The 23743-nt window shown below is 57.3% G+C and carries 19 protein-coding genes and 1 tRNA gene; 11 read left to right on the top strand and 9 right to left on the bottom strand.

Annotated features, from left to right (window positions below):
• The first annotated feature begins 11 nt into the window (after nt 1-11).
• The 8 genes from Pla100_RS05160 to Pla100_RS05125 all read left to right on the top strand — a co-directional run bounded on the left by Pla100_RS05160 (nt 12) and on the right by Pla100_RS05125 (nt 9597).
• The gene (locus Pla100_RS05160) at nt 12-929 is read left to right on the top strand and encodes a DUF1559 domain-containing protein (RefSeq protein ID WP_146576502.1); all 918 of its coding nucleotides are present in this window, start codon (nt 12-14) and stop codon (nt 927-929) included.
• Between the two features lie 40 nt (nt 930-969).
• Nucleotides 970-1353: a BlaI/MecI/CopY family transcriptional regulator gene (locus Pla100_RS05155; protein ID WP_146576501.1), complete on the top strand. Its 384-nt coding sequence runs from the start codon at nt 970-972 to the stop codon at nt 1351-1353.
• Nucleotides 1353-2447: a M56 family metallopeptidase gene (locus tag Pla100_RS05150; RefSeq protein WP_146576500.1), complete on the top strand. Its 1095-nt coding sequence runs from the start codon at nt 1353-1355 to the stop codon at nt 2445-2447. The genes Pla100_RS05155 and Pla100_RS05150 overlap by 1 nt, the downstream gene beginning before the upstream one ends.
• Nucleotides 2448-2626: 179 nt before the next feature.
• On the top strand, nt 2627-5089 hold the full coding sequence (locus Pla100_RS05145) for a glycosyltransferase (RefSeq protein ID WP_146576499.1): 2463 nt from the start codon (nt 2627-2629) through the stop codon (nt 5087-5089).
• A gap of 154 nt (nt 5090-5243) precedes the next feature.
• On the top strand, nt 5244-6437 hold the full coding sequence (locus tag Pla100_RS05140) for an LptF/LptG family permease (protein WP_146576498.1): 1194 nt from the start codon (nt 5244-5246) through the stop codon (nt 6435-6437).
• Between the two features lie 30 nt (nt 6438-6467).
• The gene (locus Pla100_RS05135; protein ID WP_231602716.1) at nt 6468-8189 is read left to right on the top strand and encodes an ArnT family glycosyltransferase; all 1722 of its coding nucleotides are present in this window, start codon (nt 6468-6470) and stop codon (nt 8187-8189) included.
• A 30-nt stretch (nt 8190-8219) separates the two neighbouring features.
• A complete protein-coding gene (locus tag Pla100_RS05130) occupies nt 8220-9149 on the top strand; it encodes a DUF1207 domain-containing protein (RefSeq protein ID WP_231602715.1) in 930 nt (309 codons plus the stop codon).
• The gene (locus Pla100_RS05125) at nt 9139-9597 is read left to right on the top strand and encodes a GtrA family protein (RefSeq protein ID WP_197167701.1); all 459 of its coding nucleotides are present in this window, start codon (nt 9139-9141) and stop codon (nt 9595-9597) included. The genes Pla100_RS05130 and Pla100_RS05125 overlap by 11 nt, the downstream gene beginning before the upstream one ends.
• Here the strand turns inward: Pla100_RS05125 and Pla100_RS05120 are convergent, their stop codons facing one another.
• From Pla100_RS05120 to Pla100_RS05085, 7 genes are all read right to left on the bottom strand, one after another.
• Complete coding sequence (locus Pla100_RS05120; protein WP_146576494.1) at nt 9598-10044, bottom strand: EamA family transporter; 447 nt, start codon at nt 10042-10044, stop codon at nt 9598-9600. It lies immediately after the preceding gene.
• Nucleotides 10041-13169, bottom strand: a complete 3129-nt coding sequence (locus Pla100_RS05115; protein WP_146576493.1) for an efflux RND transporter permease subunit — start codon at nt 13167-13169, stop codon at nt 10041-10043. The genes Pla100_RS05120 and Pla100_RS05115 overlap by 4 nt, the downstream gene beginning before the upstream one ends.
• Nucleotides 13166-14446 carry an efflux RND transporter periplasmic adaptor subunit gene (locus tag Pla100_RS05110; RefSeq protein WP_146576492.1) on the bottom strand — a complete coding sequence of 427 codons (1281 nt, stop codon included), beginning with the start codon at nt 14444-14446 and terminating at the stop codon, nt 13166-13168. The genes Pla100_RS05115 and Pla100_RS05110 overlap by 4 nt, the downstream gene beginning before the upstream one ends.
• 110 nt (nt 14447-14556) lie before the next feature.
• Nucleotides 14557-16086: a TolC family protein gene (locus Pla100_RS05105; RefSeq protein ID WP_146576491.1), complete on the bottom strand. Its 1530-nt coding sequence runs from the start codon at nt 16084-16086 to the stop codon at nt 14557-14559.
• 577 nt (nt 16087-16663) lie between these two features.
• Entirely contained in the window at nt 16664-16894 is a 231-nt protein-coding gene (locus tag Pla100_RS05095) for a hypothetical protein (protein WP_197167700.1), read from the bottom strand.
• A 148-nt stretch (nt 16895-17042) separates the two neighbouring features.
• A complete protein-coding gene (locus tag Pla100_RS05090; protein WP_146576489.1) occupies nt 17043-18074 on the bottom strand; it encodes a tyrosine-type recombinase/integrase in 1032 nt (343 codons plus the stop codon).
• A gap of 85 nt (nt 18075-18159) precedes the next feature.
• Nucleotides 18160-18234, bottom strand: a tRNA-Pro gene (locus Pla100_RS05085).
• A gap of 178 nt (nt 18235-18412) precedes the next feature.
• Between Pla100_RS05085 and Pla100_RS05080 the strand changes: the two genes are divergently transcribed.
• Both Pla100_RS05080 and Pla100_RS05075 read left to right on the top strand, forming a co-directional pair.
• Nucleotides 18413-19537 carry a M28 family peptidase gene (locus tag Pla100_RS05080; protein ID WP_231602714.1) on the top strand — a complete coding sequence of 375 codons (1125 nt, stop codon included), beginning with the start codon at nt 18413-18415 and terminating at the stop codon, nt 19535-19537.
• Nucleotides 19538-19571: 34 nt separating this feature from the next.
• The gene (locus tag Pla100_RS05075; RefSeq protein WP_146576488.1) at nt 19572-19937 is read left to right on the top strand and encodes a hypothetical protein; all 366 of its coding nucleotides are present in this window, start codon (nt 19572-19574) and stop codon (nt 19935-19937) included.
• A gap of 119 nt (nt 19938-20056) precedes the next feature.
• Here the strand turns inward: Pla100_RS05075 and Pla100_RS05070 are convergent, their stop codons facing one another.
• Nucleotides 20057-21016, bottom strand: a complete 960-nt coding sequence (locus tag Pla100_RS05070) for a class I SAM-dependent methyltransferase (RefSeq protein ID WP_146576487.1) — start codon at nt 21014-21016, stop codon at nt 20057-20059.
• A gap of 247 nt (nt 21017-21263) precedes the next feature.
• On the opposite strand from Pla100_RS05070, the gene Pla100_RS05065 reads away from it, so the two are divergent.
• Nucleotides 21264-22499, top strand: coding sequence for a L,D-transpeptidase family protein (locus Pla100_RS05065; protein WP_231602713.1), 1236 nt, complete (start codon nt 21264-21266; stop codon nt 22497-22499).
• A 311-nt stretch (nt 22500-22810) separates the two neighbouring features.
• On the opposite strand, the gene Pla100_RS05055 is transcribed toward Pla100_RS05065, so the two are convergent.
• Nucleotides 22811-23743, bottom strand: a complete 933-nt coding sequence (locus tag Pla100_RS05055) for an RluA family pseudouridine synthase (protein ID WP_146576486.1) — start codon at nt 23741-23743, stop codon at nt 22811-22813.

Below are 23743 nucleotides of genomic sequence, written 5' to 3'. Positions count from 1 at the left end.
GTTCCAGCAAAATGAATCAACAACACTCCCGTCGGCCTCTTGAAGCTTCACCGATAACTCGGCGAGGCGGTTTCACCGTGCTCGAATTGCTCGTCACGATGTCGATCATCGGTATCCTAGCCGGTCTGCTGCTGCCCGTACTGGGAGCCGCCCGCGAGATTGCTCGACGAATCCAATGTACCAGTCATCTGCGTGAAGTTGGCTTGGCAATGCACAATCATCACGCGGCCAAAAAAGAACTGCCGGCCGGTTGGACATTCGATCTCACCGAATCGTCGGCGTACGGATGGGCTGTGCCGTTGTTGCCGTACTTAGAGCAGCCCACCCTGGCCGGTCAGATCGACGTCAAGCTGCCGCTGAGTGATCCGCGACTGAACAGGGCTCGCGAAACGTCGCTTGCGATCATGCTGTGTCCGTCCGACATCACCGAGCCGATGTTTACGTTGTTTGAAGATAAAGACGAAGGGCCGGCGTCGATGGCGGCGGCTTTCAGTGCGACCGTCGAACCGGTGGCATTGATGCGTCTGCCAACTGTCAACTATGTCGCCATGTTCGGAACTATCGAAGCCGACGACGAGATTCCCGCTCCAATCGGTGATGGTGCGTTCATTGAAAACAAATCCAGACGCTTCCGCGATTTTCAGCGTGGGCTATCCAACACGTTGATCGTCGGCGAACGCACCATGGCCCAAGTTCCTTCGACGTGGATCGGAGTCAGCCTGGCCGGCGAAGACGCTGCGGCCCGATTGGTCGGTTCCAGCCTCGAAGGCATCAATAATCCGCTTGCCGATGAATGCGACTACTCGAGCCGTCACCCCGGCGGAGCCAATTTCCTGTGGGGCGATGGTCACGTGTCGTTCGTCACCGAAGACGTGGATTTGCGTTTGTATCACCAATGGTCGCAGCTTCGCGAATCCGCAACCAACTAGCCCGTTTCAAATTTCACCCATCCTCTTCAAACTTGATAGCATGCCACGATCAAAAAAGCTTGTCGAACTGACCAAGTGCGAAGCCGAAGTCATGGACGTGGTCTGGGACAAGGGCAGCGTGACCGTCAATGACGTGGTCGAGTCCATCGACCGAGACTTGGCGTACACGACCGTGCTAACGACGATGAAGATTCTGGAGGACAAGAAGATCGTCCGTCGCGGCGCGAAGATCGGCCGAGCGTTCACGTACAAACCGAAAGTGTCCCGCGAAGAAGTCCGCAAAGGCATGATCAAATCGCTCGCCGATCAGTTGTTCGGCGGATCGACGAGGTCGTTAGCGTTAAGTCTGTTGCAATCCGATGCGGTGTCGGCCGCCGACATCGAGGCGGTCAAGAAAGCCGCCGACAAACTCGGAGACTCGTAGTGGATTCCCGGCTCGCCTTTGAAGTCGGCTGCACACTGTGTTTGCAAATCACCGTGGTCATTGCAGCGACGCTTGTCCTACAACGCTGGATCACCGACGCGCGGTCCCAGTGCCGGTTGTGGACGATCTGTTTCATTTGCGTGATCGGATTGTTCGCCGCCGGATTGTTGTTGCCGCACCGCCGACTGTTCGATTTCCCCGGCGACTGGTCTCGCGAGTCCATGCTCAGCCTCGTCGTTTGGCAAACTCGCATCGCGATCGCATTGGCTAGCGTCTGGGCCATCGGTGCGGCGTGGTCGGTGCTGCGGCGAGTGATGTTGTGCATCGGTTTGTTGCGGTTTTTGAAAACACAGTGTGAGCCCATCGACTCGGAAGCGTTGCTGAAACGAACTGACGTGGGATCACTCGCCGACGAAAATCTCTCCATCCTGACTTCCGATCGAATCCAAGGTCCGTTCTGTTGGCAATTACACCGTCCAGTGATCGTGTTGCCGACGTTTCTATTGACCGACGATGACGCGACGCTGCGGCATGTTCTGCTGCACGAGGTCGAACACTTGCGAACCCGGCACCCGATGCAGCACTTCCTGCAAGGCGTTTGCTCGACCGTGTTTTGGTTTCATCCGATGGTTTGGATGGCGGCACGCGGTGCTGAACTGACTCGCGAGTATCTGTGCGACGAAGTGGCCGCGAAGACCGCTGGCAAATTCGGCGCGTATTTGCGAACGCTGGCCAAGGTGGCCAAGCGTTGCGGCAGTGTGTCGTGTACCGAAGTCCCCAAGGGAACGCTTGCGTTCGGCAACCAGCCCAGCGCCCTCGTACGTCGCAGCAACCGACTGGTGGAATTGGCCGAGGGCGAGCGTCCGCAATCTCGCTGGCGCGGGATCGCGGCGATGGCGGTGTTGCTGCTGTGTGCCGTGCTGATTCAGCAAGTCTGGTTGCCCACCAACGCGATGGCGTCTCAGCGAAGCGATTGGTCCCCATGGCCAACATGGACGGCGAGTGCCCTGCATGAAGCCGGCGTGCACGTCCGCGACTTCGAATTGTTCGAGGACCGCGTGCAGATGCACGAACTGTTGTACGAAGAAGATTGACGACCCACCCGACGCGCCCGCGAGGATTTTGTGTGAATCCGATCCTCGCGAACGCTTCGGGTTCCATTCTGGAACCAATTACTAAGTCTTTACGAGTTGGCGTTGCGAGGACGCACCGACAATCCGTAATCATTACACCGAACGAACTACTAAGACAATCGTATCAAGGAAGTGCAAGGATGCACGACAAGAAACAACACCGCCGATCCATCTCGCTGATCCTTCCGGCTTGGAACGAAGCTGAAGTGATCGCAACAGCGGTAGCCGAAGCCGACGCCGCTCTTTCGCAAGTCACCGCCGACTACGAAGTGATTGTCGTCGATGACGGCAGCACCGATGACACCGCGAAGATCGTTCGCGAGTTATCCGCCAGCAACGATCGTGTTCGCATGGTGCAGCATTCGCCCAATCGAGGTTACGGTGCCGCAATCCGCTCGGGCTTCGCGGCGGCGGAGAAGTCGTTGGTGGTTTTCACCGATGCGGATTGCCAGTTCGATTTGACGGAACTGGATCGTTTCGTGTTGCTGTCCAGTCGCTATGACATCGTTTGCGGATACCGCATCGACCGTAAAGACACGTCGCTGCGATGTTTGTACTCGAAGGTCTATAACCTGCTCGTTCGTCTGTTGCTGGGAACAGGCGTTCGGGATGTCGATTGTGCTCTGAAGATGTTCGACCGTGACGTAGCGAAGAATCTGCGAATTACCGGCAACGGATTCTTGGTCAACTCCGAGATGCTAGTGCAGGCTCGGCAACTCGGATGGTCGGTTTGTGAAGTTGGGGTTTCGCATCGTCCACGAATTTTGGGCGAAAGTACCGTGTCGGTTCGGCATATCCCGAAAGTGCTGACGGCGCTGGCGAGGTACTGGTGGAACGAGGTGCAGTTTCCGGCCGCTGCAACGACACAACCCGAATCGCAACTCGCCAAGAGTTTCGATGCTCCTGCGGCGGATACGTCCGGCCGAAAGTCTTGGCGACTTCCGCTACTTCAAACCGCGTTGTTGCTAGTCGCAGCCGTCTTCATGCTGACCAATCTCGGATATCCACTCATCGACCGGGACGAAACTCGCTACGCCGAGATCCCTCGCGAGATGATCGCGACCGGCAATTGGATTTTGCCGCAACTGAATTTTCAAACCTACTATGACAAGCCGCCGCTGCTGTATTGGTTGTGTGCGGTCAGTTTCAAACTGTTCGGAATTGGCGAAGCATCGGCAAGACTTGTACCGGCACTGGCGGCGCTCGGCACGCTCGCCTCGACCATGTTCTTCGGTTCCCGGATCTTTGGACGGCGAATCGGACTACTGGCCGGAATCGTGTTGTTCCTGTCCGTCGGTTTTGCGTTCACGAGCCGGTATCTGTTGCTCGATGGTGTGCTATCGCTGTTCGTGTCGCTTTCGCTTTTCACGGCGTATGAAGCAGTCCGATCCCGACGATTGCATCTCGGCTGGTGGATCGCATCGGCCGTTTGCATCGGGCTTGCGTTTCTCACCAAAGGTCCGATCGCGATTGTGCTTTGGCTGCCGCCGGTTTTTGCGTTCGCTTGGTTGTCGGAAACTCACGCAAAGATCCGGTGGTGGCATTACGGTCTACTCGGTGCGGTCGCCGCGATAATCGCCGCGCCGTGGTTCGTGTTGGTTCACCAGGAAGACCCGACGTTTTTGATCGAGTTCTTCTACAAACACAACGTCGCACGGTTCGCCGGTGAGTTTCACCCTAAGCCGATCTGGTTCTTCGTTCCGGTGTTGTTGATTGCCGGGCACCCGTGGTCATTTCTGACGATTCCCTATGCCAAGTTTCTGCTCGGGCGTGACGAGGCGGCACGAACCAAACGACCATCAGCGGTGGGCTATCTATTGCTGTGGAGTGTCTGGTGCTTCGTGTTCTTTTCACTATCTGCCTGCAAGTTGCCAACCTACCTGTTGCCCGCCGCGCCGGCGCTGGCGCTGATGATCGGGCACTACCTCAACGAAGTTCTCAAAGACGCAGCCAACCCGACTGAATACTTCTTCGCCCGGTTCTGGTCCGCACGCACGGCAACCGCGACGACTTGCTTGGCTGGTGTTTCGTTCGTGCTGTTCGTGATCGTTTGGACGGAAGCAGCCAGCATTTCGTTGTTCGGTTGGGCGATGTTCTGGGCGATGCTGCTGATGGTGTCGCTGTTGCTAATGGCAGATCGGCACCAAGCCAAGATCGCATGGGTATCGTCCGCCGGCGTCTCGTTCGTGTTCGCCATCATGGTGATGCACCAGATGGTTCCCGCCTACAGTCGCTCGCAAACGCTGTTCGGCGACACCTCACCGCTTGCCGATCAAATCGCCGTCACCGAGCAACTGCCGATCGCAACGATCGACCATGAATTCTCTGAGGTGCCGTTCTACCTCGATCGCAGCGACATCCCCAACTTCGCCAAAGTCGATGACGTGGGTATCGCCGACTTCGTGTCGAGTTCCGGCATGGCGATCTTAATCGTGGACGATCGAATCACCGCCAGCGCGCTGGCCGAACAAATGCCCAAGACGACCAAACTCACCGAAGTCGGCCAACGTGGTCCCGCCACGATTTTCCAAGCCACCAACACCGCCAGCCCCACGCAGATCGCGGCGAAACCGGTGGCTCCAAGCGAAAGAGCCAAGCGATGAAGTGGTTCGTGAGATGGTTGCTCGCTTCGCAGCCCCGCTTCCGGCCCTGCGACGGATGCGTCCCCTGTGACCTTGCCATCGTTCGCCAGCTTGCCGATGCCTTGGAAGCTCGCGAGGCGGCGGACGCTGACCTGGCGAAGCAAAGGGAACTGGAATGTTGACGACGATCCAACGACGGATCGCTCGTGACATCTTCGTCACGTTCTTCGTATCGCTGTTCGTGATCACGATGCTGGTGATGTTCATCGGTGTCGCTCGCGAGGCGATCAATCAGGGCCTCGGGCCGGTGGGCGTCATCCGACTCATTCCGTTTTCTCTGCCCAATGCACTGTCGCTTGCTGTGCCCGGCACGGCGTTGTTCAGCGTCTGTACCGTTTACGGTCGCATGTCGGTCGACAATGAATTTATCGCCATGCAGTCGGTCGGAATCTCGTTGTTGCCGTCGATCATTCCTGCGGTCCTGTTGACTGCCAGCCTAAGTATCGCGACCGTCGGGCTGATCAACATCGCATTCACTTGGGGATTTCATGGCGTGCAGCGAGTTGTTTTGTCATCGGTCGAAAAGATCGCCTACAACAAACTACAGCGTGACCACAGCTTTCAGCACGACAGCTTTTCGATGTCGGTGCGTGATGTCAACGGGCGCGATCTGGTGCAGCCGCAAATCAAGATCAGCCGGCCCGGAGCGGAGCCGATCACGATTACCGCCGACACGGCACAGCTCAGCTATCAAGCAGCCGATGAGAGTTTGCAATTGAGCATCACCAGCAGTCGGGCGGACGTGGGCGGCGTGGCGTCTTTTGTGTTCCCCGAAACATTTGTGCATACGATTCCTCTGGGCATGGACCCGGTGGTCGACTTGTTGGTCGCGCATCCCTCCCACATGTCGATGCGAGACTTACCAACCGCGTCGCTGAGGCAAAGCGACGATATTCGTCGCCGCGAGAATGCGATCGCGGTTCACACGGCATTCAGCATCCTGATGTCGCGGACCGACGAAATCAGTAGTCCTGAATCAGACTCTCGGCTGGCGGCCGTTGCGGGCGGACGCCAACGACTGCACCGCCTCGGCACCGAAATGCACCGCCGTTGGGCCAGCGGGTTCACCTGTCTGGCGATGTCGTTGATTGGCATTCCGCTGGCGATCCGCATGAAAGCGTCAGACACGATGACAACGTTTGGCGTCGTGTTTCTGCCGACCGTGTTGGTCTACTACCCGATCTTTGCGCTGACGTTGGACATGGCCAAGGACGGACGATTGGTTCCCCAAGGCGTCTGGATCGCGAACCTCCTATTTATCTTCGTCAGCGCTTTGATGATGCGACGACTTGTCTATCAACCCGCATGACCACCCATGTTGATACCTTACAAAACGAAGATGCGACATGTGTGGGACGATCACTTCCCAGCGCCTGCGCAACAGGCCGTTTCCCCGGCCAGCGGTTGGTCTCGGCGTCAACGTTGCGTGGCATGGGTGACGCTGATTGCCACCGCGTGCGTGGTCCTCGTTCCGAATCTGGCTTACCCGCTGATCGAACCTGATGAAACGCGGTACGCCCAAATCGCGATCGAAATGATCGACTCACGTGACTGGGTCACGCCGACCCTGGGCGGCAAAGCCTATCTAGACAAACCGCCATTGATGTACTGGTTGACGGCATTGTCGTTTCGGACATTCGGTACGACGGAAACGGCGGCACGACTGCCGTCGATGTTGTCGGCGCTGGCGACGATTCTGTTCGTATTCGGTTGGGGTAGCCGCGTGGTGGGGCGACGATCGGCTTGGTTAGGCGCGATGTCATTGTCTTTGTGTGGCGGATTCGTGCTCTCGGGTCGGTTTCTGATTCTCGATTCGTTGCTGACGTTCTTCACGACCCTTTGCCTGTTGTCCGGTTACATCGCGGTCCGAGGCCAACGCCATCGCCCGGTATGGTGGATGGTGTCGGGTGTCGCCTGCGCTTTGGGAGTGTTGACCAAAGGCCCCGTGGCATTGGTGCTGTGCGCGCCGCCGTTGATCGTCAGCGGTTGGTTGCGGGCCGATCACAGTCGAACTCGTATACTGCACTGGGTCGCCTTCGTCGTGCCGATGGTGGTCGTTTGCGTGCCGTGGTACATCGCGGTGGCCAAATTCAATTCGCAATTCGTGGACTACTTTTTCTGGGAGCACAACTATCAACGGTTCATGAGAGGGTCGAATCACGAGCAGCCGTTTTGGTTCTACATTCCTATCGTGTTCGCGGCGATGTTTCCGGCGTCGTTGTTGTTGCCTTCGGTAGGTGTGTTCGTGGCAAGTTCGGCCAGTCGCAAGCGTTCGCTGCGTTCCAAGGATCTCGGCTTCCTGGTTTGCGGATCAGTCTGGATGCTGGCGTTCTTCTCGGCGGCCAGTTGCAAATTGCCAACGTACATCTTGCCTGCGATCCCGCTAATCTGCTTGGCGATGGGCGTGATGCTGGATCAAACCGTGTTTCGTCGCGATGCGGTGGATCGAATCACGAACTACTTGATTCCGTTTCCGCGGCGAGCGACCGTGATTTTGATCATGGCTTGTGGATCCATGATCGGTGTCGACGCATGGTTGGCGGGTTCTGTTTCGCCAGTCAGTGTGTTGGTGGGAATTGGGTGCGTCGTCGTGTTGGCCATCGTGCTGGCGAATTGGAATCGCAACATCGCGGTAGACAGATTGGCTTGGGCGGGAACGGCCATGGTCTCAGTTGGCGTGATGCTGTTCGCTTCCACGGTTCTATTGCCCACAATCTCTTCCGAACGCTCGGTGTACGTTGAAGCTTTCCGAGTCGCTGAAGACGACGCCGATGCGGCGATCGTTTTCTTTGGCGAAAAGCCGCACGGGGCGACCTTTCACTTATCGCAGCGTCAGACGGTGGCGTTTTCGATCGAGTGGGAAGACGAGTTCGTCGGTTTCGCGTCGAATCAACGCGATTTTGTATTGGTAACCGATGACGCGAGAATCGAACGGACGCGAGAGGTTTTGGCTTCCACGCATCGTTTGACGGTTTCACCTCGCCACGAACATGTCTATCGAGCGTCACGCATCACGCCGGTCGCGAAGACAGTCGCGTCGACTGGGAAGGTGAGCCGTTAGATGGAAAGGACTTGGTTTCACTTGGGCTGCATGCTCGCTCTAGTTCTTTCGCTTGGCGACGTTGCCGTCGCTCAGGACGGTTTCGTGTGGGATGACGCCGACCTTATCGAGCAAACTGGTTTTCGCAATTCTTTAACTGGCGACATCGCCGCGTTCAGCGATGACAGTTGCGATCCCTGCCTGGGCAGCACGACAGAAAGCGATCAATGGCATCTGCTTCCCGACGGTTTGTTGTGGCAATCATACTTGGCCGCTCCACAAGAGCCACGCATCTCGACGGTCATCTTTGGTGACGACAACGAGGGCATTTTCTGGGACGCAACGCTCGGTGGACGCGTCGGATTGCTTCGCTACGGAACCGGCGAAGCTCACGGTGCATCCGGTTGGCAGTGGGATTTGGAAGGGGCCGTGATCACTCGGTTAGATCTATTGCACGCCGAAGATGTCGAGTCAATGGATTACCGATTTGGAACGGAAATGACGTGGGCCGACGGTCCTTGGGCGATGAAGATCGGCTACTTTCACATCAGCTCGCACGTCGGTGACGAATACTTGATCCGCAATCCGACGTTCACACGAATCAACTACGTCACCGAGTCATGGATTGTCGGCGGCAGCTATCGGCCGCGTGACGACATGCGGCTGTACGGCGAGTTTGCAAACGCGTTTCGTGCTTCCGGTGGAGCCAAGCGGTATCAGTTCCAGACCGGAGCCGAGTACACGCCAATCGCGAAAAACATGCGGCGAGGTGCTCCGTTCGCAGCCGTCAATTTGAACTTTCGCGAAGCAGTCGACTACGACGTTTCCACCACGGTGCAAGCGGGATGGTCGTTCCAAAGCTTGAAATCGGGACGTCGCATTCGATTCGGTGCTCAGTACGGTGACGGCCCAACAAGCCAATTCTCGTTCTTTCAACGACGCGAGTCTTATCTTGGAATGGGGGTCTGGTTTGACTACTAACGCATCGGTTCGCATCGACGGTTCCGGCGTGAACCTGCTGCACCGCCAGTGGGTTCGCTACTTAATCGCCGGTGCGTTTACTGCCTTGGTCGATCTATTCGGCTTTCACCTGCTGGAAACCTTCGTCCTACCGTGTGACGGCATCAGCATCAGCGAGATCGTTCGATCAAGACATTTCGCCATCGACAAGACGGTCGCGTTCGTCACCGCCAACACGGTGAGCTACTGGGTCAATTCACGATGGGTCTTCGAGCAAGGACGCCACCGCCCAACCACCGAGGCGTTTCTCTTCTTCGGTGTCTCACTGCTAAGCTACTTCGGCGGTTTGCAGTTTGGACGTCTTCTAATTACCGTCTTCAACACGCCCAGTTTGCTAGCCGCCGTCACCTGCATTGCATTTTCCACGGTGCTGAACTACACGATCCGCAAGATGTTCGTGTTTCGCTGATCACTTTCCCGATGCCACCAGCACGGTCCCCAGCGTGATCAGGCCTATGCCGGTAAGCGAGATGGGAGAGAGTCGTTCTTTCAAGAAGATCATCGCGATGATTGCAACCAACACAACGCTCAGCTTATCGACCGACGCGACCTGCGCGGCCTTGCCCAGATCCAACGCTCGAAAATAGCAGATCCAGCTCGCCCCGGTGGCAAGGCCGGATAGAACAAGAAAAGCGATCGCACGACGCGACAACGACTTCAAGACGCCGAACTGCGACGACAGGTACAACATCACCGAGACAAACAGCAGGATCACGACGGTGCGAACGAATGTCGCCACATCCGGCGGAATGCCCTTCACACCCTGCTTGGCAAACACCGCCGTCAATGCGGCCGCCAGCGCCGACAAAAATGCCCAGAACTGCCAACTGGTCGATAGCGATTGCCAAAGATTCATGCGGTTTGGTTCTTCGGTGCTAACCAAGAATACAGGACCGGCAGCACCAACAGATTCACCATCGTGGCCCCGGCCAGGCCGGTGAGGATAACGAGGGCCATCGGGTATTCGATTTCTTGGCCCGGGAGTTCGCCGGTGTAGATCAAGGGTACGAGAGCTAAGCCGGTGGTGAGGGCCGTCATCAGGATTGGGGCCAAGCGTTCTTCGGCTCCGCGCAGGATCAACTCGCGGGCGGTGATGCCGGGTTCTTCTTCGGCGAGATGTCGGTAGTGACTGATCAGCATGATCGCGTTGCGGGCAGCGATGCCCAGAACGGTGACGAATCCGACCAGCGAACCGAGTGAGATGATGCCGCCGCCGGCGAACACGCCCAACAAGCCACTGGCGAGGGCAAGCGGCAACGCCATCAAGATCAACAACACCAATCGCCAACTTTCAAAGTCGATGTAGAGGATGATCGTGATCGCGAGGATGCTGCCCAGTGAAAGCAGCAGCAAGCGTTGGCGTGATGCTTTGGCTTCGGCGTACTCGCCCAAAAACTCGGGGTGGTAGCCGGTTTTGAACTGGATCTTGTCTCGCACGGCCGCTTCAATGTCGCTGGCGACGGCGGCCAAGTCGCGGCCGTCGACGTTACAGGTCACGTCCAGTTTGCGTGACGCTCCTTCGCGGGCGATCACGTTGGGTGCGGGCACGATCGTCAGGTAGGCGACCGTCGAAAGCGGAACCTGAGCACCCGATGGCGTGTCAATCATCAAGTCGTTCAGGGTTGCCAGATCGGTTCGTAACTTCTTTTCGCCGACGACCACGACGGGGAAGATCGCTTGGTCGCGATACATCTCGCCGACTCGCATTCCGTTCACCAACGTCGTGACGTTGTTCATCAACACGCCTGGCGTCAAACCGAACTGCGATGCGGCTTCGACTTTCATGTCGATTGCGATCTGCGGCACCAGTACTTGCGGTTCGACTTTCAAGGTTGTCACGCCCTCGATCGGTTTGATCACCGCTTCGATCTCTTTCGCGGTCAAACGCAACTGATCCAAGTCGGGTCCGTACAACCGCACCACGATCGACGCACTCGTGCCGGTCAGAACTTCCTTGATCCGTTCGGTCAGGTACGTCAGCAAGTCGCGATACAAACCGGGATAGCCATCGACAATCTCTTGGACTTCAGCCACCGTCGCGTCGTAGTCTTTGTCGTCGTCAATGCTGATCCAGAGTTCGGTGAAGTTCGGCCCGACGACTTCATCGGCCACGGTAGCGCGGCCGATGTGCGAACCGAAGTTGCGTACGCCATCAACGGCCATCATTTCGTCGCTGGCACGAATCGTGATACGGTTCATCGCGTCGATGCCGATGCCGGGCTTTTCAACCCAGTGCATTAGGAAGTCGGTCTCGCGGAACTTGGGCATCAATTGTTCGCCCAGCATCGGAATGGTCGAAACGAGACATCCAAACAGGATGAGCGTGACCGCGATGGTGCCCCATTTAATCCGCAAAGCAAATCCCAGGACCGTTCGGTAAATGCGTTTGAACAAACGCACAAGCGGTCCGTCGGTGCTGCGACGTTGGGCCGACTTGGGCAGCAACATCAACGACATGGCTGGCGTCACGGTGAGTGCGACGACAAGCGAGGCAAGGATGGCTAAGATGTAGGCTGCGGCGAGCGGGCGGAAGAACGCTCCGGCCAGTCCCGTCAAAAAGAACACTGGCAGGAACGCCAGGATCACGATGACGGTTGCGTAGACAACGGCACTACGCACTTCCAAAGAGGCTCCTAGGACGACGGCGAAGTTGCTTCGTGGCTTTTCGAGCTTCGAGTTCAGCCGCAACCGACGCATGATGTTTTCCACGTCGATGATCGCATCGTCGACGACTTCGCCGAGTGCAATTACCAATCCGGCCAGCACCATCGTGTTGACGGTGCCGCCGCGGTAGTACAACACCAGCACCGCCGCCAGTAACGAAAGCGGAATCGCGGTCGCACTGATGATCGCGCATCGCCAATCGAAGAGGAACAGCAATAACACGATCACGACCAGCACGCATCCGACCAACATCGAATGACCGAGGTTCGTGAGTGCTCGTTCGATGAACGTCGCCGGGCGGAATATCGTCGTGTCGTATTCAACTTCACCCATCGCGGGTTTTAGTTCCGCCATCGCCTTTTCGACGTTTTGAGTCACATCGAGCGTATTGGCCCACGGTTGCTTTTCAACAATCAATAACAACCCAAGTTGGCTGTTGATGATTGCGTCACCGATTGGAGGAGCGTAGTCATAGGTGACCTCGGCAACGTCTTTGATCCGCAGCGGCGTGCCGGGCGATGGCATGGTGGTCGGTCCCGTGGCGGGGATCTGTACGTTGCCATTTTGCCCGCGAAACCCAACCACGATCTCGCCCAGTTGCTCGGGCGTGTAGACTGCGGGAACATGCCGCAAAGCCAGACGTTGGTTCGCCGTATCGACAAAACCACCCGCACCAACAGCCGTGGCGTCCCGGACGGTTTGCAGAATCGCGTCGAGTGTCAAGTTGTTCGCTCTAAGACGATCCGGATCGACGACGACTTGCAGTTGTGGTTCCTTCTCGCCCCAAACGGCGACATTCGCTACGCCAGGGATCGACATCAGCCGCGGTCGGATCGTCCACTTGGTCAGCACCGTCATGTCCATCTGCGACTGCGTATCCGACCACAACCCGATCTTGAGGCAACGGCTCAGCGAAGACAGCGGTGGCAAGATCACTGGCGGCCGAGCGACCATGGGCAGCGTTGGTGCGGCGAGTGCCAGCCGTTCCTGCACCAACTGCCGGGCGGTCAGCAAATCCGTGCCAGGCTCGAAAATCATTCGCACGCTCGACAAACCGAGCACGGATTTTGAACGCACTGTTTGCACGAACGGGATACCGTTGACCGCGTTCTCAATCGGCACCGTGATCAGACTTTCGACGTCTTCGGTCGCGATGCCGGGAGCCTCCGTTTGAATCTCGACCAGTGGTGGTGCGAACTCGGGGAAGACATCCAGCGGCACCGAGTCGGACGTGCGAACGCCAACGATGATCAGTGCGATGGCGAGAACGATGACAAGGAGTCGAAACTGAAGCGAGGTTGTGATCAGCCAGTTCATTTGCCAGCCCCGAACTCGGTGCCAAACAATTCCGCGGCACCGTCGACGACCACTTTCGTTCCGACCTCTGGGCCGGCCGCCAACATCGCTTCGTCGCCATCGACGAACTGAACGCTGACGCGATTGCGAGTGTACTGGCGCTCGCCCGTCATCGCGTAAACCCAACCGCCGCCATAGATGTCAAACAAGATCGCGGCGTTCGGAACAACCAACGACGATGCTTTTTTAGACGTCGGTAGCTCCACACCGATTCGTTGACCAGGACGCAGTGCAAGCTTTGAGTTGTCGACTTCGTAATACAGATCAGCCGATGACGACATCGCGTCGGCGGTTGGAGGAGCCGCGATGGGGTTTGCCATCACGTCGTGCGGAAGTGTGTCTCCGGAGAGCGATACCAATTTGGCCGGTTCGTCTTGCTGAATTTCCGCAAGCATGTCGACGAACACGGGGACTCGAATCCAGATCGTGTCCAGATTGACGACCTCGAACAGCACCGTACCGCTGGCCACCGTTTGGCCTTCGCTAATGTCGACACGATTAACCAGGCCGCCGATCGGTGTGGTCATCGGCAGTGGGGTGACTTCGCCATCCGGCGACTGCACGTCCAGCATCTTCAACAGCTCTTTGAGTTGCTTATCGCGTTCTTTGGCTGCTGCAAGATTGGATTTGGCGATGTTTAACTGAGCTTCCGCGTCGTCGACGGCTCGCCTCGCACCGGCTCGGTCGGCGAAAAGTTTGGATGCACGGTCAAAAGCAATTTGAGCGCCTTCGACTTCCGCGTTGCCACGGTCCACGTCGCCAGCGGCCACGGTTTGTGCGGCCATCAAGTTCGCTCGTGCGCCCACAAGTTGAACTTGTTCGGCCGGCGTCATCACATCTCGTTCAGCCGACAGAAGCGGCTTGATCGAAAGCAACGGAGTGCCTACCGCGACGCGAGTTCCCGGCGGCGGGATCGCTTGGTCGCCCGACCGAGTCACGATGCCGGCCAGCGGCGAGGATACGACAATCGTTTTGCCGATCGGCACGATGGCTTGTCCGCCGAGCGTCCGTCGCCGGATGACTTCTCGCTCGGCGACGGCCGCAGTAGTGATGCCGAGCCGCCGGTTTGCGTCTTCGGTCAGCGTGATGGTTGCCAAGTCAGTTTCGACGGGCAACTTTTCGACCTTGGCCGGTTTGACCGATTCGGATTTGGACTTGTCCGCCTTTTGGCAGCCCGGCAAGAGGCCGACGCTGATCGCGAATGTCGCGAAGATGAGAATTCGGTGAGAGTGTTTCATGAACAAAAGTCTGCCGGGATTGCCGCGGCTAACTTTCGTTGATTGGACTCGCCGCTTTCGTGTTTACTAACAGCTTAGTTGCCGAAAGCTGGGGCGATAGGTGGGCAAATCTAGTGATTGCCGTCAAGTTCCAGTAAGTCCGCTAGATCTTTCGTGTGTTTGTCAGCATCTTCGTCCTCTGGGGCCGCATCGACCGGCTTTGTATCCGGCTGGTCCGATTCAGTTCCCTCATTCGGTTCTTCCTTTGGCATCGCAAGCGGCACGTCGACGACCTCCATCAAAGTTTCGTAGTCCACCAGGCCGGCTTCTAAGTGGCATCCTACCGCTCGTTCCAATTCGGCGAGCGCCCGAGAGTAGGCTGCTTTCTGATCGAGGATACGGGCTTTCGCGTCGAGATACTGCGTCGTCGTTTGCAACACCAACAAATAGTCTGTTCCACCGTCGGCAAAACCTTTTCGTGAGATGTCCAGCGATTCAACCAACGCCGGCGCGACCTCTTGCTCCAACACTCGCAAGTTATCTGACGCTTGCCGCAACGTGCGAATCGAAGTGCGAACGTCGGCCACGATTTGATCCGCGATCGCATCACGCTGGTGCATCGCGGCATTCACTTCCCAGTCCGCTCGGATCACTCCGCCTTCGTTGCGATTGAAGATCGGGATGTCAAACCGTAACCCACCACCAGTGCGTCCGCCAGGATCACTGCGTACGTCCACCACTCCGTCGATCCGTAGGAACAACCATCGCGATAAACGTGAGCGCTGCGAAGCCGCCGCGACCGCCCACTTCGCTGCGTTGTAATCCGGGCGGCAAGCGAAAGCTTGGTCAATCAGTTGTTGTTCGTCCAGCATCCGAAGCGTCGGCGATTGCAGCGGCAACGGTAAGAGCGGTGTTGGCAACCGAGTTAACCCGATCAACGTCGCCAAGCGAGCTTCGGTAATTGCAACAGTTTGATCCTGCACGCCGGCCGCCGCTTTCGCATTCAAACGGTCAACCTTGGCGGTAATAGTTTCGAGTTCGCTGATGTCGCCATCTTCCAAACGCTTCTCGGTGACATCAAACACTTCGCCGCGAATCTGCAATGCTTCCTGCGCGAGCTGAGCCTGCTGAGTCGCGACGGCCAGATCCGCATAAGCAATGCGAACATTGCGAGCCAAATCGAGTCCGTTCTGCACGAGCGTCTCGCCGATTCGTCGGTACTCTCGATTGGCGACCTTCACCCGAGACGGTCGCAACAGGTACGACTCGATCGGCGCAAACAGCGTGTATTGTCCTTCCTTCGCCCCGGTCGGGAAGTAAATCAGATACTGTGGGTTCATCAGCAGGTTGGCTTGTACCGCATCGCCATGGGCCATGCCCAACTGAGCGAGCGTCGCCTGGAACGCCGAATTGTTCGACAGTGCGATCAACACCGCTTCGTCTTCGCTCAGGCCATCTTCCAAAACCACGCCCGGCGGAATCACTTGCTGACACGGCGGCGTCTTTTGCATCGTCACGCCAGTGCGACAAGCCAGCTCACGCGCCGGCAGGCCGGGATCACAACACGGCTGCGGCGATTTGCAACCGACGACGCAGATCGTCACCAACAGCACAATCGCGCAGCTTTGCCAAACCGGTCTTATCGTTGCGTATGAAACCATCCGTGGTTTCTCCTGATTGAAAGCCTACGTCACCAAAGGAACATCCGTAGTGCAAAGATCGACCGTGTAGTTCGGCATGATTAGTAGTACACCACCAGCACATTGGACCAAAACAATCCGGACAACCCGACTCCAAGCACGAACTCTTCTATGCATTGCGAAAGCACGAAAAAGCCAGCGTTGAAGATCGCTTGGCGTATTTCTAATTGAGTAGTCGTCGTAAGACGGCGGCCAATCGTCGAGGATGCCGGGGTAGCTGGGCCAGTCGTCGCCGCAGTCGCCGGGATGGACGACAGGATAGTCGGGCATGCCGGGGTACGCGCTTCCGGGGTGACCGGGCGGGAGGTCGTCGGGGTAAGAGTGCCCCGGCGGCAAGTGATAAGGATGGTCCGGCGGGAGCCGCGGCCAAATGTGATGTGGCAAAGGGGATTCGATCACAACTGGCTCTTCCGGTCGCGGCGTCAGGATAATAGGACCGTCAGGCAACTCCGGGGCATCGTGCGGTGCGCTGTCGGGCGGATCGAACGGTGGGCAAACGGGTATGGCGGCATCGGTGGTCGGTAGGGGCCGGGTGCGGTCATTGCAGTGAACTCCATTTCAAAGGATCGGGATGGACGAAGGCGGGGCATTTGCTCGGGCACAGTCCGCACTGCGGGATGACTTTGGTTTCGATGAACGTGCGAAGTTCATCGTCGGTGGCTTCGGGCGTGATCGCTTTGTAGTCCCGGGAAAGTTGCCACTTCGGGAGGTCGTGCAGATTAAGCTTCGCATTGAGGAAGAAAAAGTTCCAGGACTCAAAAGCAGTCAAGCGTGCGAGAGTCCGCATAGGGCAAGGCACCGTGAGCCGACGAAACCCGACAAGCTCATCTTGCTGCAGTGGGTTTCGCCAGTTGGCTATCGCGCACCGGCGGCCGACACCGGAGCTGATTTTCCTTTTGCACGCCCAGCCAAGCGGGTTAAGTGAGCTGATTGGATGAATCGTCTTGCTCGGACGCATGACCCTGGATCGCTTTTGCCGCTTGAGCACGCAGGAACTCGGGCTGCTTGGCCAGGTGGCTGTAGACTTGTGCGACCATTGCGGGATCTTTGTGGCCCATCAGGTGAGCGGCAGCGACCGAGTCGATGCCGCCTGAAGTCAGGGCGTGGGTGGCCCAGGAATGTCTGGCCCCGTAAGCGATCACGTGGAAGCCCACCTTTTGGGAGATTCGATCAAGTCGGCATTTGATCGAGTCTTTCGTCCAGGACCGGCCCTGCGAATTGCGGAAGACGTGTCCTGTCGGATGCTCTGTCGCTAAGCGATCGAGTATGGCTTTGGCCTTGGGGACGAGGTAGATCACGCGGGGTTCGATTTCGCCTTTAGATTGGTCGGTCGGAAAGATGACCATGTCATCAAGGATGAAGCGGGCCTCGATCGTGCGGGCTTCGAACGGACGGCAGCCGGTGCAGTACAGGAAGTCGAGCAGGTCGTCGAAAGGGGCGTTCGCATGATCACGGATCTTTTTCCATTGCTCATGCGTGTAGAACACATCCCGACGTTTCTTTTTCGGCTTTCTCATCCCAGCGATCGGGTTGCGGATTAGGTATCCCTGTTCGACGGCCCAGTTGAGGTTTCGCTGGACGACGCCGATCGCGTCGGCACGGCTGGTCGAGTTCCAGGTCGGTTTGTCGATCCAACGATTGACGTGGAAGGGCTTCAGGTGGGTGACCTTCAGCTGCTTTCCGACCTTGTCGATGAAGCTCTTCAGGTAGTGCAGGCTGCGATCGTAGGTGGCCTTCTTGCGGTTGGTCTTCACCCAGTCCAAATAGGTCTGGCTGAGCTGGTAGAGGGTAGTGTTGTCCGTCGCAATCGTGGCCGGGTCGGCCATCATTTGGTGGAACTTGGTGAAGGCCGCATCCTTGTCTTTGCCGAGCTTAATTTGCTGGCCGCCGGTCGAAAAATACCAGCTCTGAGTTTGCTTGCGGAAGAAGGGCTTTGGCTGCCGTGGCATCGGAACACTCCTGATTCGTGCATGAAACGTGCATTTGACGTTTTCATGATCCAGGAGAATTCAAAAAAAGCAATGTTTTGCCGAGTCGGGATGACAAGATTCGAACTTGCGACCTCTGCACCCCCAGTGCAGCGCTCTATCCAGGCTGAGCCACATCCCGATTCGAAGGACTCGGGGGTACCGGGCCGCTTTCGAACGTCAAACTCTACCGGAATCCGGGCTCGTTCGCTAGGGTATTGTTTTTCGGTCGTCTTGTTTTCTGCCCTTTGTCGTTGGGGCGTGGAAGGCCGTCGCGGACTTTAGGGTCATGGAGTTTTCTTGATGATGGGGTTTTCCTGATGAGCGTTTCCGAACCGAAGGCTGGACGGGTGCGTTCACAGGGGATGTCTCCCGACAAATTCTCGTCCGTTGATCCACACGCTTCGTCTTTTGCTTCGACCGCGAACGTTCGGCCCGTTTCGCCGCTGCGGCGGTGGTGGCCGTTGCTCGTGTTGGGGATGGGGATCGGGGGCGGCTTGGCGGTTTATTGGAAGACGTCCAATCGTGGATTGGAGCGGCCGTTGGAACTGACCAGTCGGCCGATTCCGGCGATTTATTCGGCCGAGCGGGCGATGGGCTATCTCGAAAGACTCTGCGAGTTTGGTCCGCGGCCGACCGCATCACCCGCGTTCGAACAACAGAAACAGTTTCTTGTCGAGTTTTTTCAAAACAACGGCGCGGACGTGCGATTGCAGACGGAGACGATTCGGCATCCCGAAACCGGTGAGCCGGTTGAAATGTCGAACCTGATTGCCTCTTGGTTCCCCGAACGACCGATCCGGTTTCTCGGTTGCGCTCACTACGATACCCGCCCGTTTCCCGATCGCGATCGCGATGACCCACGCGGTGTTTTTGTCGGTGCCAACGATGGGGCCAGCGGCACGGCAGTTTGGATGGAAATGAGCCATCACTTCTCGGCTCTGCCCGAGGACATCGGGGTCGACGTGGTGTTGTTCGATGCCGAAGAGTTCATCTTTGACGAAAGCCGCGACGAGTTCTTCTTGGGCTCGACGTTCTTTGCCCAGCAGTACCGGATCTCGCCGCCCTCGGTTCCTTACCGGGCGGGTGTTTTGTTGGACATGGTCGGCGACCGTGAATTGCAGTTGCTGTACGAACGCAATAGCTTGCGATACGCCCGCGACGTCACACGATCGATTTGGCGGACGGCGGATCGGTTGGGCGTGCGGGCGTTTGTGCCTCGAACGCGGATGCAGGAGATTCGCGATGACCATTTACCGTTGAATCAGATCGCTGGGATTCCGACGACAGACCTGATCGATTTCGACTATCCCCGACCGGGGTTTCGTGCGCCGCAGTATTGGCACACGACTCAGGACATTCCGGAAAACTGTAGCGGTTCGAGTTTGGCTGCGGTAACTTGGGTGGTGCATCAATGGATCTTGGAACAGTCCGAGATCCGCTAGTGTTTGAGACTCGATTCATTTTAGGAGCGGCGTGATGTTTGCCGGCGGCTTGATCCTCGCGTTGACCCTGATGGGGTTCTCCGTTTGGCTGTTTCATTCCGAGAAGGTGGGATGGCCCAACGATGAACTGAACGATCCCATCGATCAAGATTACCTTTCGCGGCGGACTCGTTCGCGCCGACGGGTCAACTCGCTGTTCTTCTTGTGCGGGTTGATGATTTTGGCCGCGACTTGGGCGACACCGGAGAATCAAACGTGGTGGATCTCGTGTTGGATGAGCGCGATGCTGGTGCTGTTGACGATACTGGTCTTAGCCAGTTTCGACGTGCTTAGAACTCTGTTGCATCATCGCAATCGAATCGATCGGATGCGTCGCCGAGAACGCCAAGCGGGATCTTGAGCCGTTGTCGTGATGCTTAGAACCTATCCGAAAAGGGGTCTGACCCTCTCCGGCGATACCCTCAAACGAATGAATAACGACTCGCCCCCAAAGGGTCAGACCCCTTTTCGGATAGGTTCTTAGCTAACCAGACATCGTACAAAGAAGCCTGCGTCCAGTTTTCGGCCTGAGGGATCGGTCAGAGTCATCCGGCCGGTTTCGAAAACAGGGTCCAGGCGACCGATCCGCCGGTGCGATAACTTGCGTTGCAAGACTTCCAGAACGTCGGCTTGATTCATTTCGGCTGAGTGCCCGGTGATCAATAGCCGAAACGAACGGCCGGTGATCAAGTCCAAGCAGTTTTGCATCAAGTCGGGTAGGTCGCGACCGATCCGCCAAGCCTTCGCTTGTTTGGCGGGACGTTTTCCGGTTTCGTCGGTCGCCTTTCGGCGAGGGGCGCGTTGGCTCTTGGGTCCATGACCGTAGGCGGGTGGGTCCATCACGATGGTGTGATAGCGGTTGCCGCGTCGGATTTCACGTTGCACGAAGGCGACCGCGTCGTCGACGAGATAGCGAATCGGTGCTTCGGCCAGGTCGTTCGCGGCGGCCAGGCGTTTGGCCGCTTCGACGTTCGGTTTAGCGGCATCGACGTGGGCGACATGCATCCCCGAGCGGGCGATCGCGAGACTTGAAACGCCGGTGTAGCCGAACAAGTTCAGGGCTTGATGTTGCGGCGAGGAAGCCCGTCGCGAACTCGTCGCAGTCGGCTGGGTCGCTGCGGTCTGAATCAACCAACGCCAATTATCGGCTTGTTCAGGAAAGATGCCAATGTGTCCAAACGGCGTCGGTTGGACCGGCACCAAGAGTGGCAAATGATTAGCCGATGGGACAAACTCCAAGCTCAAGTCGTCCGGCCACGGTGTTCGATGGGTCCAAGTCCGCGATGCCAGATCGAAATGACTTTCGGCATCTTTCCAGAGTTTGGGTTGGCGGGGTGTCGCGTGTTCCGCTGCGGGGCTGGGGCGATCGACCAACCGTCCGGCCAACGATTCCAACTTGCGACCATCACCGAAATCGACAAGTTGGTGAGGACCGGGCAATGACAAACCTAAATAATTCGAGGGAAACCTGGGTGAATTCCATCAAAATGATGAAACGTGAAACCGGACCAGGATAATTGATCTGGTCTCCAACAATACCATTTCGCTATGTCCTTCATACAGAGGTGGACGATCGACTCGGTTCACCCCCAAAATTCATATTCGCGCACAACCGTTCGTGGGAAATCGATCCGAGGCAGGATGTCTCGGAGACTCACCAACGACCATTCGGCAGGGAGAGACCGCTGTGCAAACGCTCAAGACAGCCGCCATCGTCGTCCTACTGATGACCGTCCTTTATGGGGCGTACGTCTCGATGACCACCCCGCCTGATCCCTTGCCTCAGGGGGTTGAGTCGATGTTGGTCGAGTCGGGACTGGATGATTTCCCCGATAATTTCGACGATTTCGGCATCGATTCGGGCACGTTGGAAGAACTGGCACCGCCGAAAACGGTCGCATCGAATTCAAATGGAATGAATCCGAAAGTCTCGGGCAATAATGCGATGAGTTTTGGTGCGGTCGATCAAACCTTCGCCGATGTCGGCTCGGACGACGGTTCGGCGGCTTCGTTTCAATTGAGCGATCTGGACGCTCCTCAAAACTCGCCGAACAGAGACGCACAGGCGGCTCGCTTGCCAGATGTGGGCATGACGGCGGGGTCCTCAATCCGACCGGATCCGAATCAAGATTACCCGTCGACCGGTTCCAACTTCAGTCTGCCCGATCCGACCGACGCGATGCAGGCGGATGTACCGGCGAAGACTTCCCGTGAAGCCGATTTGGCGGCGGCCGGTTTGGCCAACGCGATCGCAACGGCCGATCGCCAATACACCTCGGATCGACGACGCGAAGCATTGGCGACGTTGAGCTTGTTTTACGAGACCCCGAACCTGACCAGCGATCAGCGTGAAGAGCTTTTGATCCGATTGGATCCTTTGGCTCGCGAAGTGATTTACTCACCGGAACATTTGCTCGAACAACCGCACCGTGTGAGCGGAAGCGAAACGTTGATGGACATTGCTCAGAAGTACGATGTGCCTTGGCAACTGCTGGCCAACATCAATGGTATCGACGACCCCGTGACGGTGTTGCCGGGAACCGATTTAAAGGTTCTTCGTGGGCCCTTCCGAGCCGACGTGGATTTAGGCAATCAAGAACTAACGTTGTTCCTCGGTGATTTGTATGCTGGTCGATTCCCGATCGGAGTTGGCACGGACCCGGTGCCGCGAGCGGGCACGTACACGATCCAAGAAAAGAATTCCGCCAAGACGTATTACGATCTCTCGGGCAATCCGGTGCCGCCGGGCAATCCACGCAACCCTTATGGTGCGATGTGGATCGATCTCGGTTCAGGAATCAGCTTGCACGGAAGCCCTCAAGCGGACAAGCCGACCGATCAAGGTTGCATCAGCATCGCGGGGAACTATTCGCGTGATGTCTTTGGGATCTTGTCAGAAGGGTCTTCGGTGACGATCCGGTAAGTCGATCGGATCGACGGGGGTGAGAGGCTCGTTAGGCTGTTCGGCGCTAGTGGGCTGTTGATTTAATCGTATACCGAATGACAACAATTAGCCGATGGGCGTTAGCCCCGGTTAACGGCCGTGCAAACCGCCGCTAACGCGGTACGGCTAATTAAACCGACAGCCCCCTAGCTGCGGTTCGTGTTGTGAATAACCGAGGCAAGAGGTCGTTAACGTCCAACGCGGTTGAGCTAAACGCCAATCGCTAACAGTGATGCGGTTGCCGGGTCTCCGCTATCGCTGCGACCCAGCCTACTTTGCTGCGATCCATCTTATTTGCGGACTCGGCTGCCGGCGATGAACTTTTGCATGGCCGATGGTAACGGCGAGGTCACCTTCATCGGTTCGCCACTGACCGGGTGAATGAATTCCAACGACAAGGCGTGCAATGCGATCCGGCGTCGGATCCAACGTGGATGTTGGGCGCGTTCCTTTTCGTAGTGCGGGTCGCCTAAGATCGGATGACCGGCGTAGGAAAGTTGAACGCGGATTTGATTGCGTTTACCGGTTTGCAATTTGGCTTCGACTAACGTGGTGTCTTCGTAACGCGCGATCACTCGGTAGTGCGTGATCACTTCTTCGGTGTCCTTGCCCGGCGCAGTGACGTAACGGTCGAGGTTCTTTCCGGTCGCCAGATGAGCCCGCAGGGTGCCTTCGTCGTTGGGCATCCTTCCCGCGACGATCGCGTTGTAAATCCGTTCGGGTTTTTGCAATTTGAATTGCTCGATCAGGGCGTCGGCGATCGGTTGGTGTTTGCCGAAAATCAACAGACCGCTGACTTCGCGATCGAGTCGGTGAACCAAGCAAGCCTCGCGTTCGGTTTTCGAGTGGCTCAAATAAATCGACACACGTTCGACCAACGTGTTCGGGTCACCGCGATCGGTGGGCACGGTCAACGTCCCGGCGGCTTTATCGACGACGATCAAATGTTCGTCTTCGTACACGATGGTGAACGTGCGATCGTCCCAATTTCGTTCTTTTTTGGGACGGTAACGTTGCGTCGGGTCGAAGCGAACGGCGACCAAGTCCCCGACAGCGACGGGTGCAGCAGGGTCATCGCAGGCGTTGCCGTTGATGCTGACGCATCCGCGATCGATCATGCCTCGCGATTGGCTGTGCGAAGTCTCCGTCAAACGGCGAACGAACGCGTCCACCCGGCCGGCGGTCTCGTCGGTGGCGGCTTCACTCTGAGTTTGAATCGGCAT

The organism is Neorhodopirellula pilleata, assembly GCF_007859915.1.
In the GTDB taxonomy this organism is placed as follows: Bacteria; Planctomycetota; Planctomycetia; order Pirellulales; family Pirellulaceae; genus Rhodopirellula; species Rhodopirellula pilleata.
Note: the sequence above shows the minus strand (reverse complement) of the source record. Positions and strands in the feature narration are given on the sequence as shown.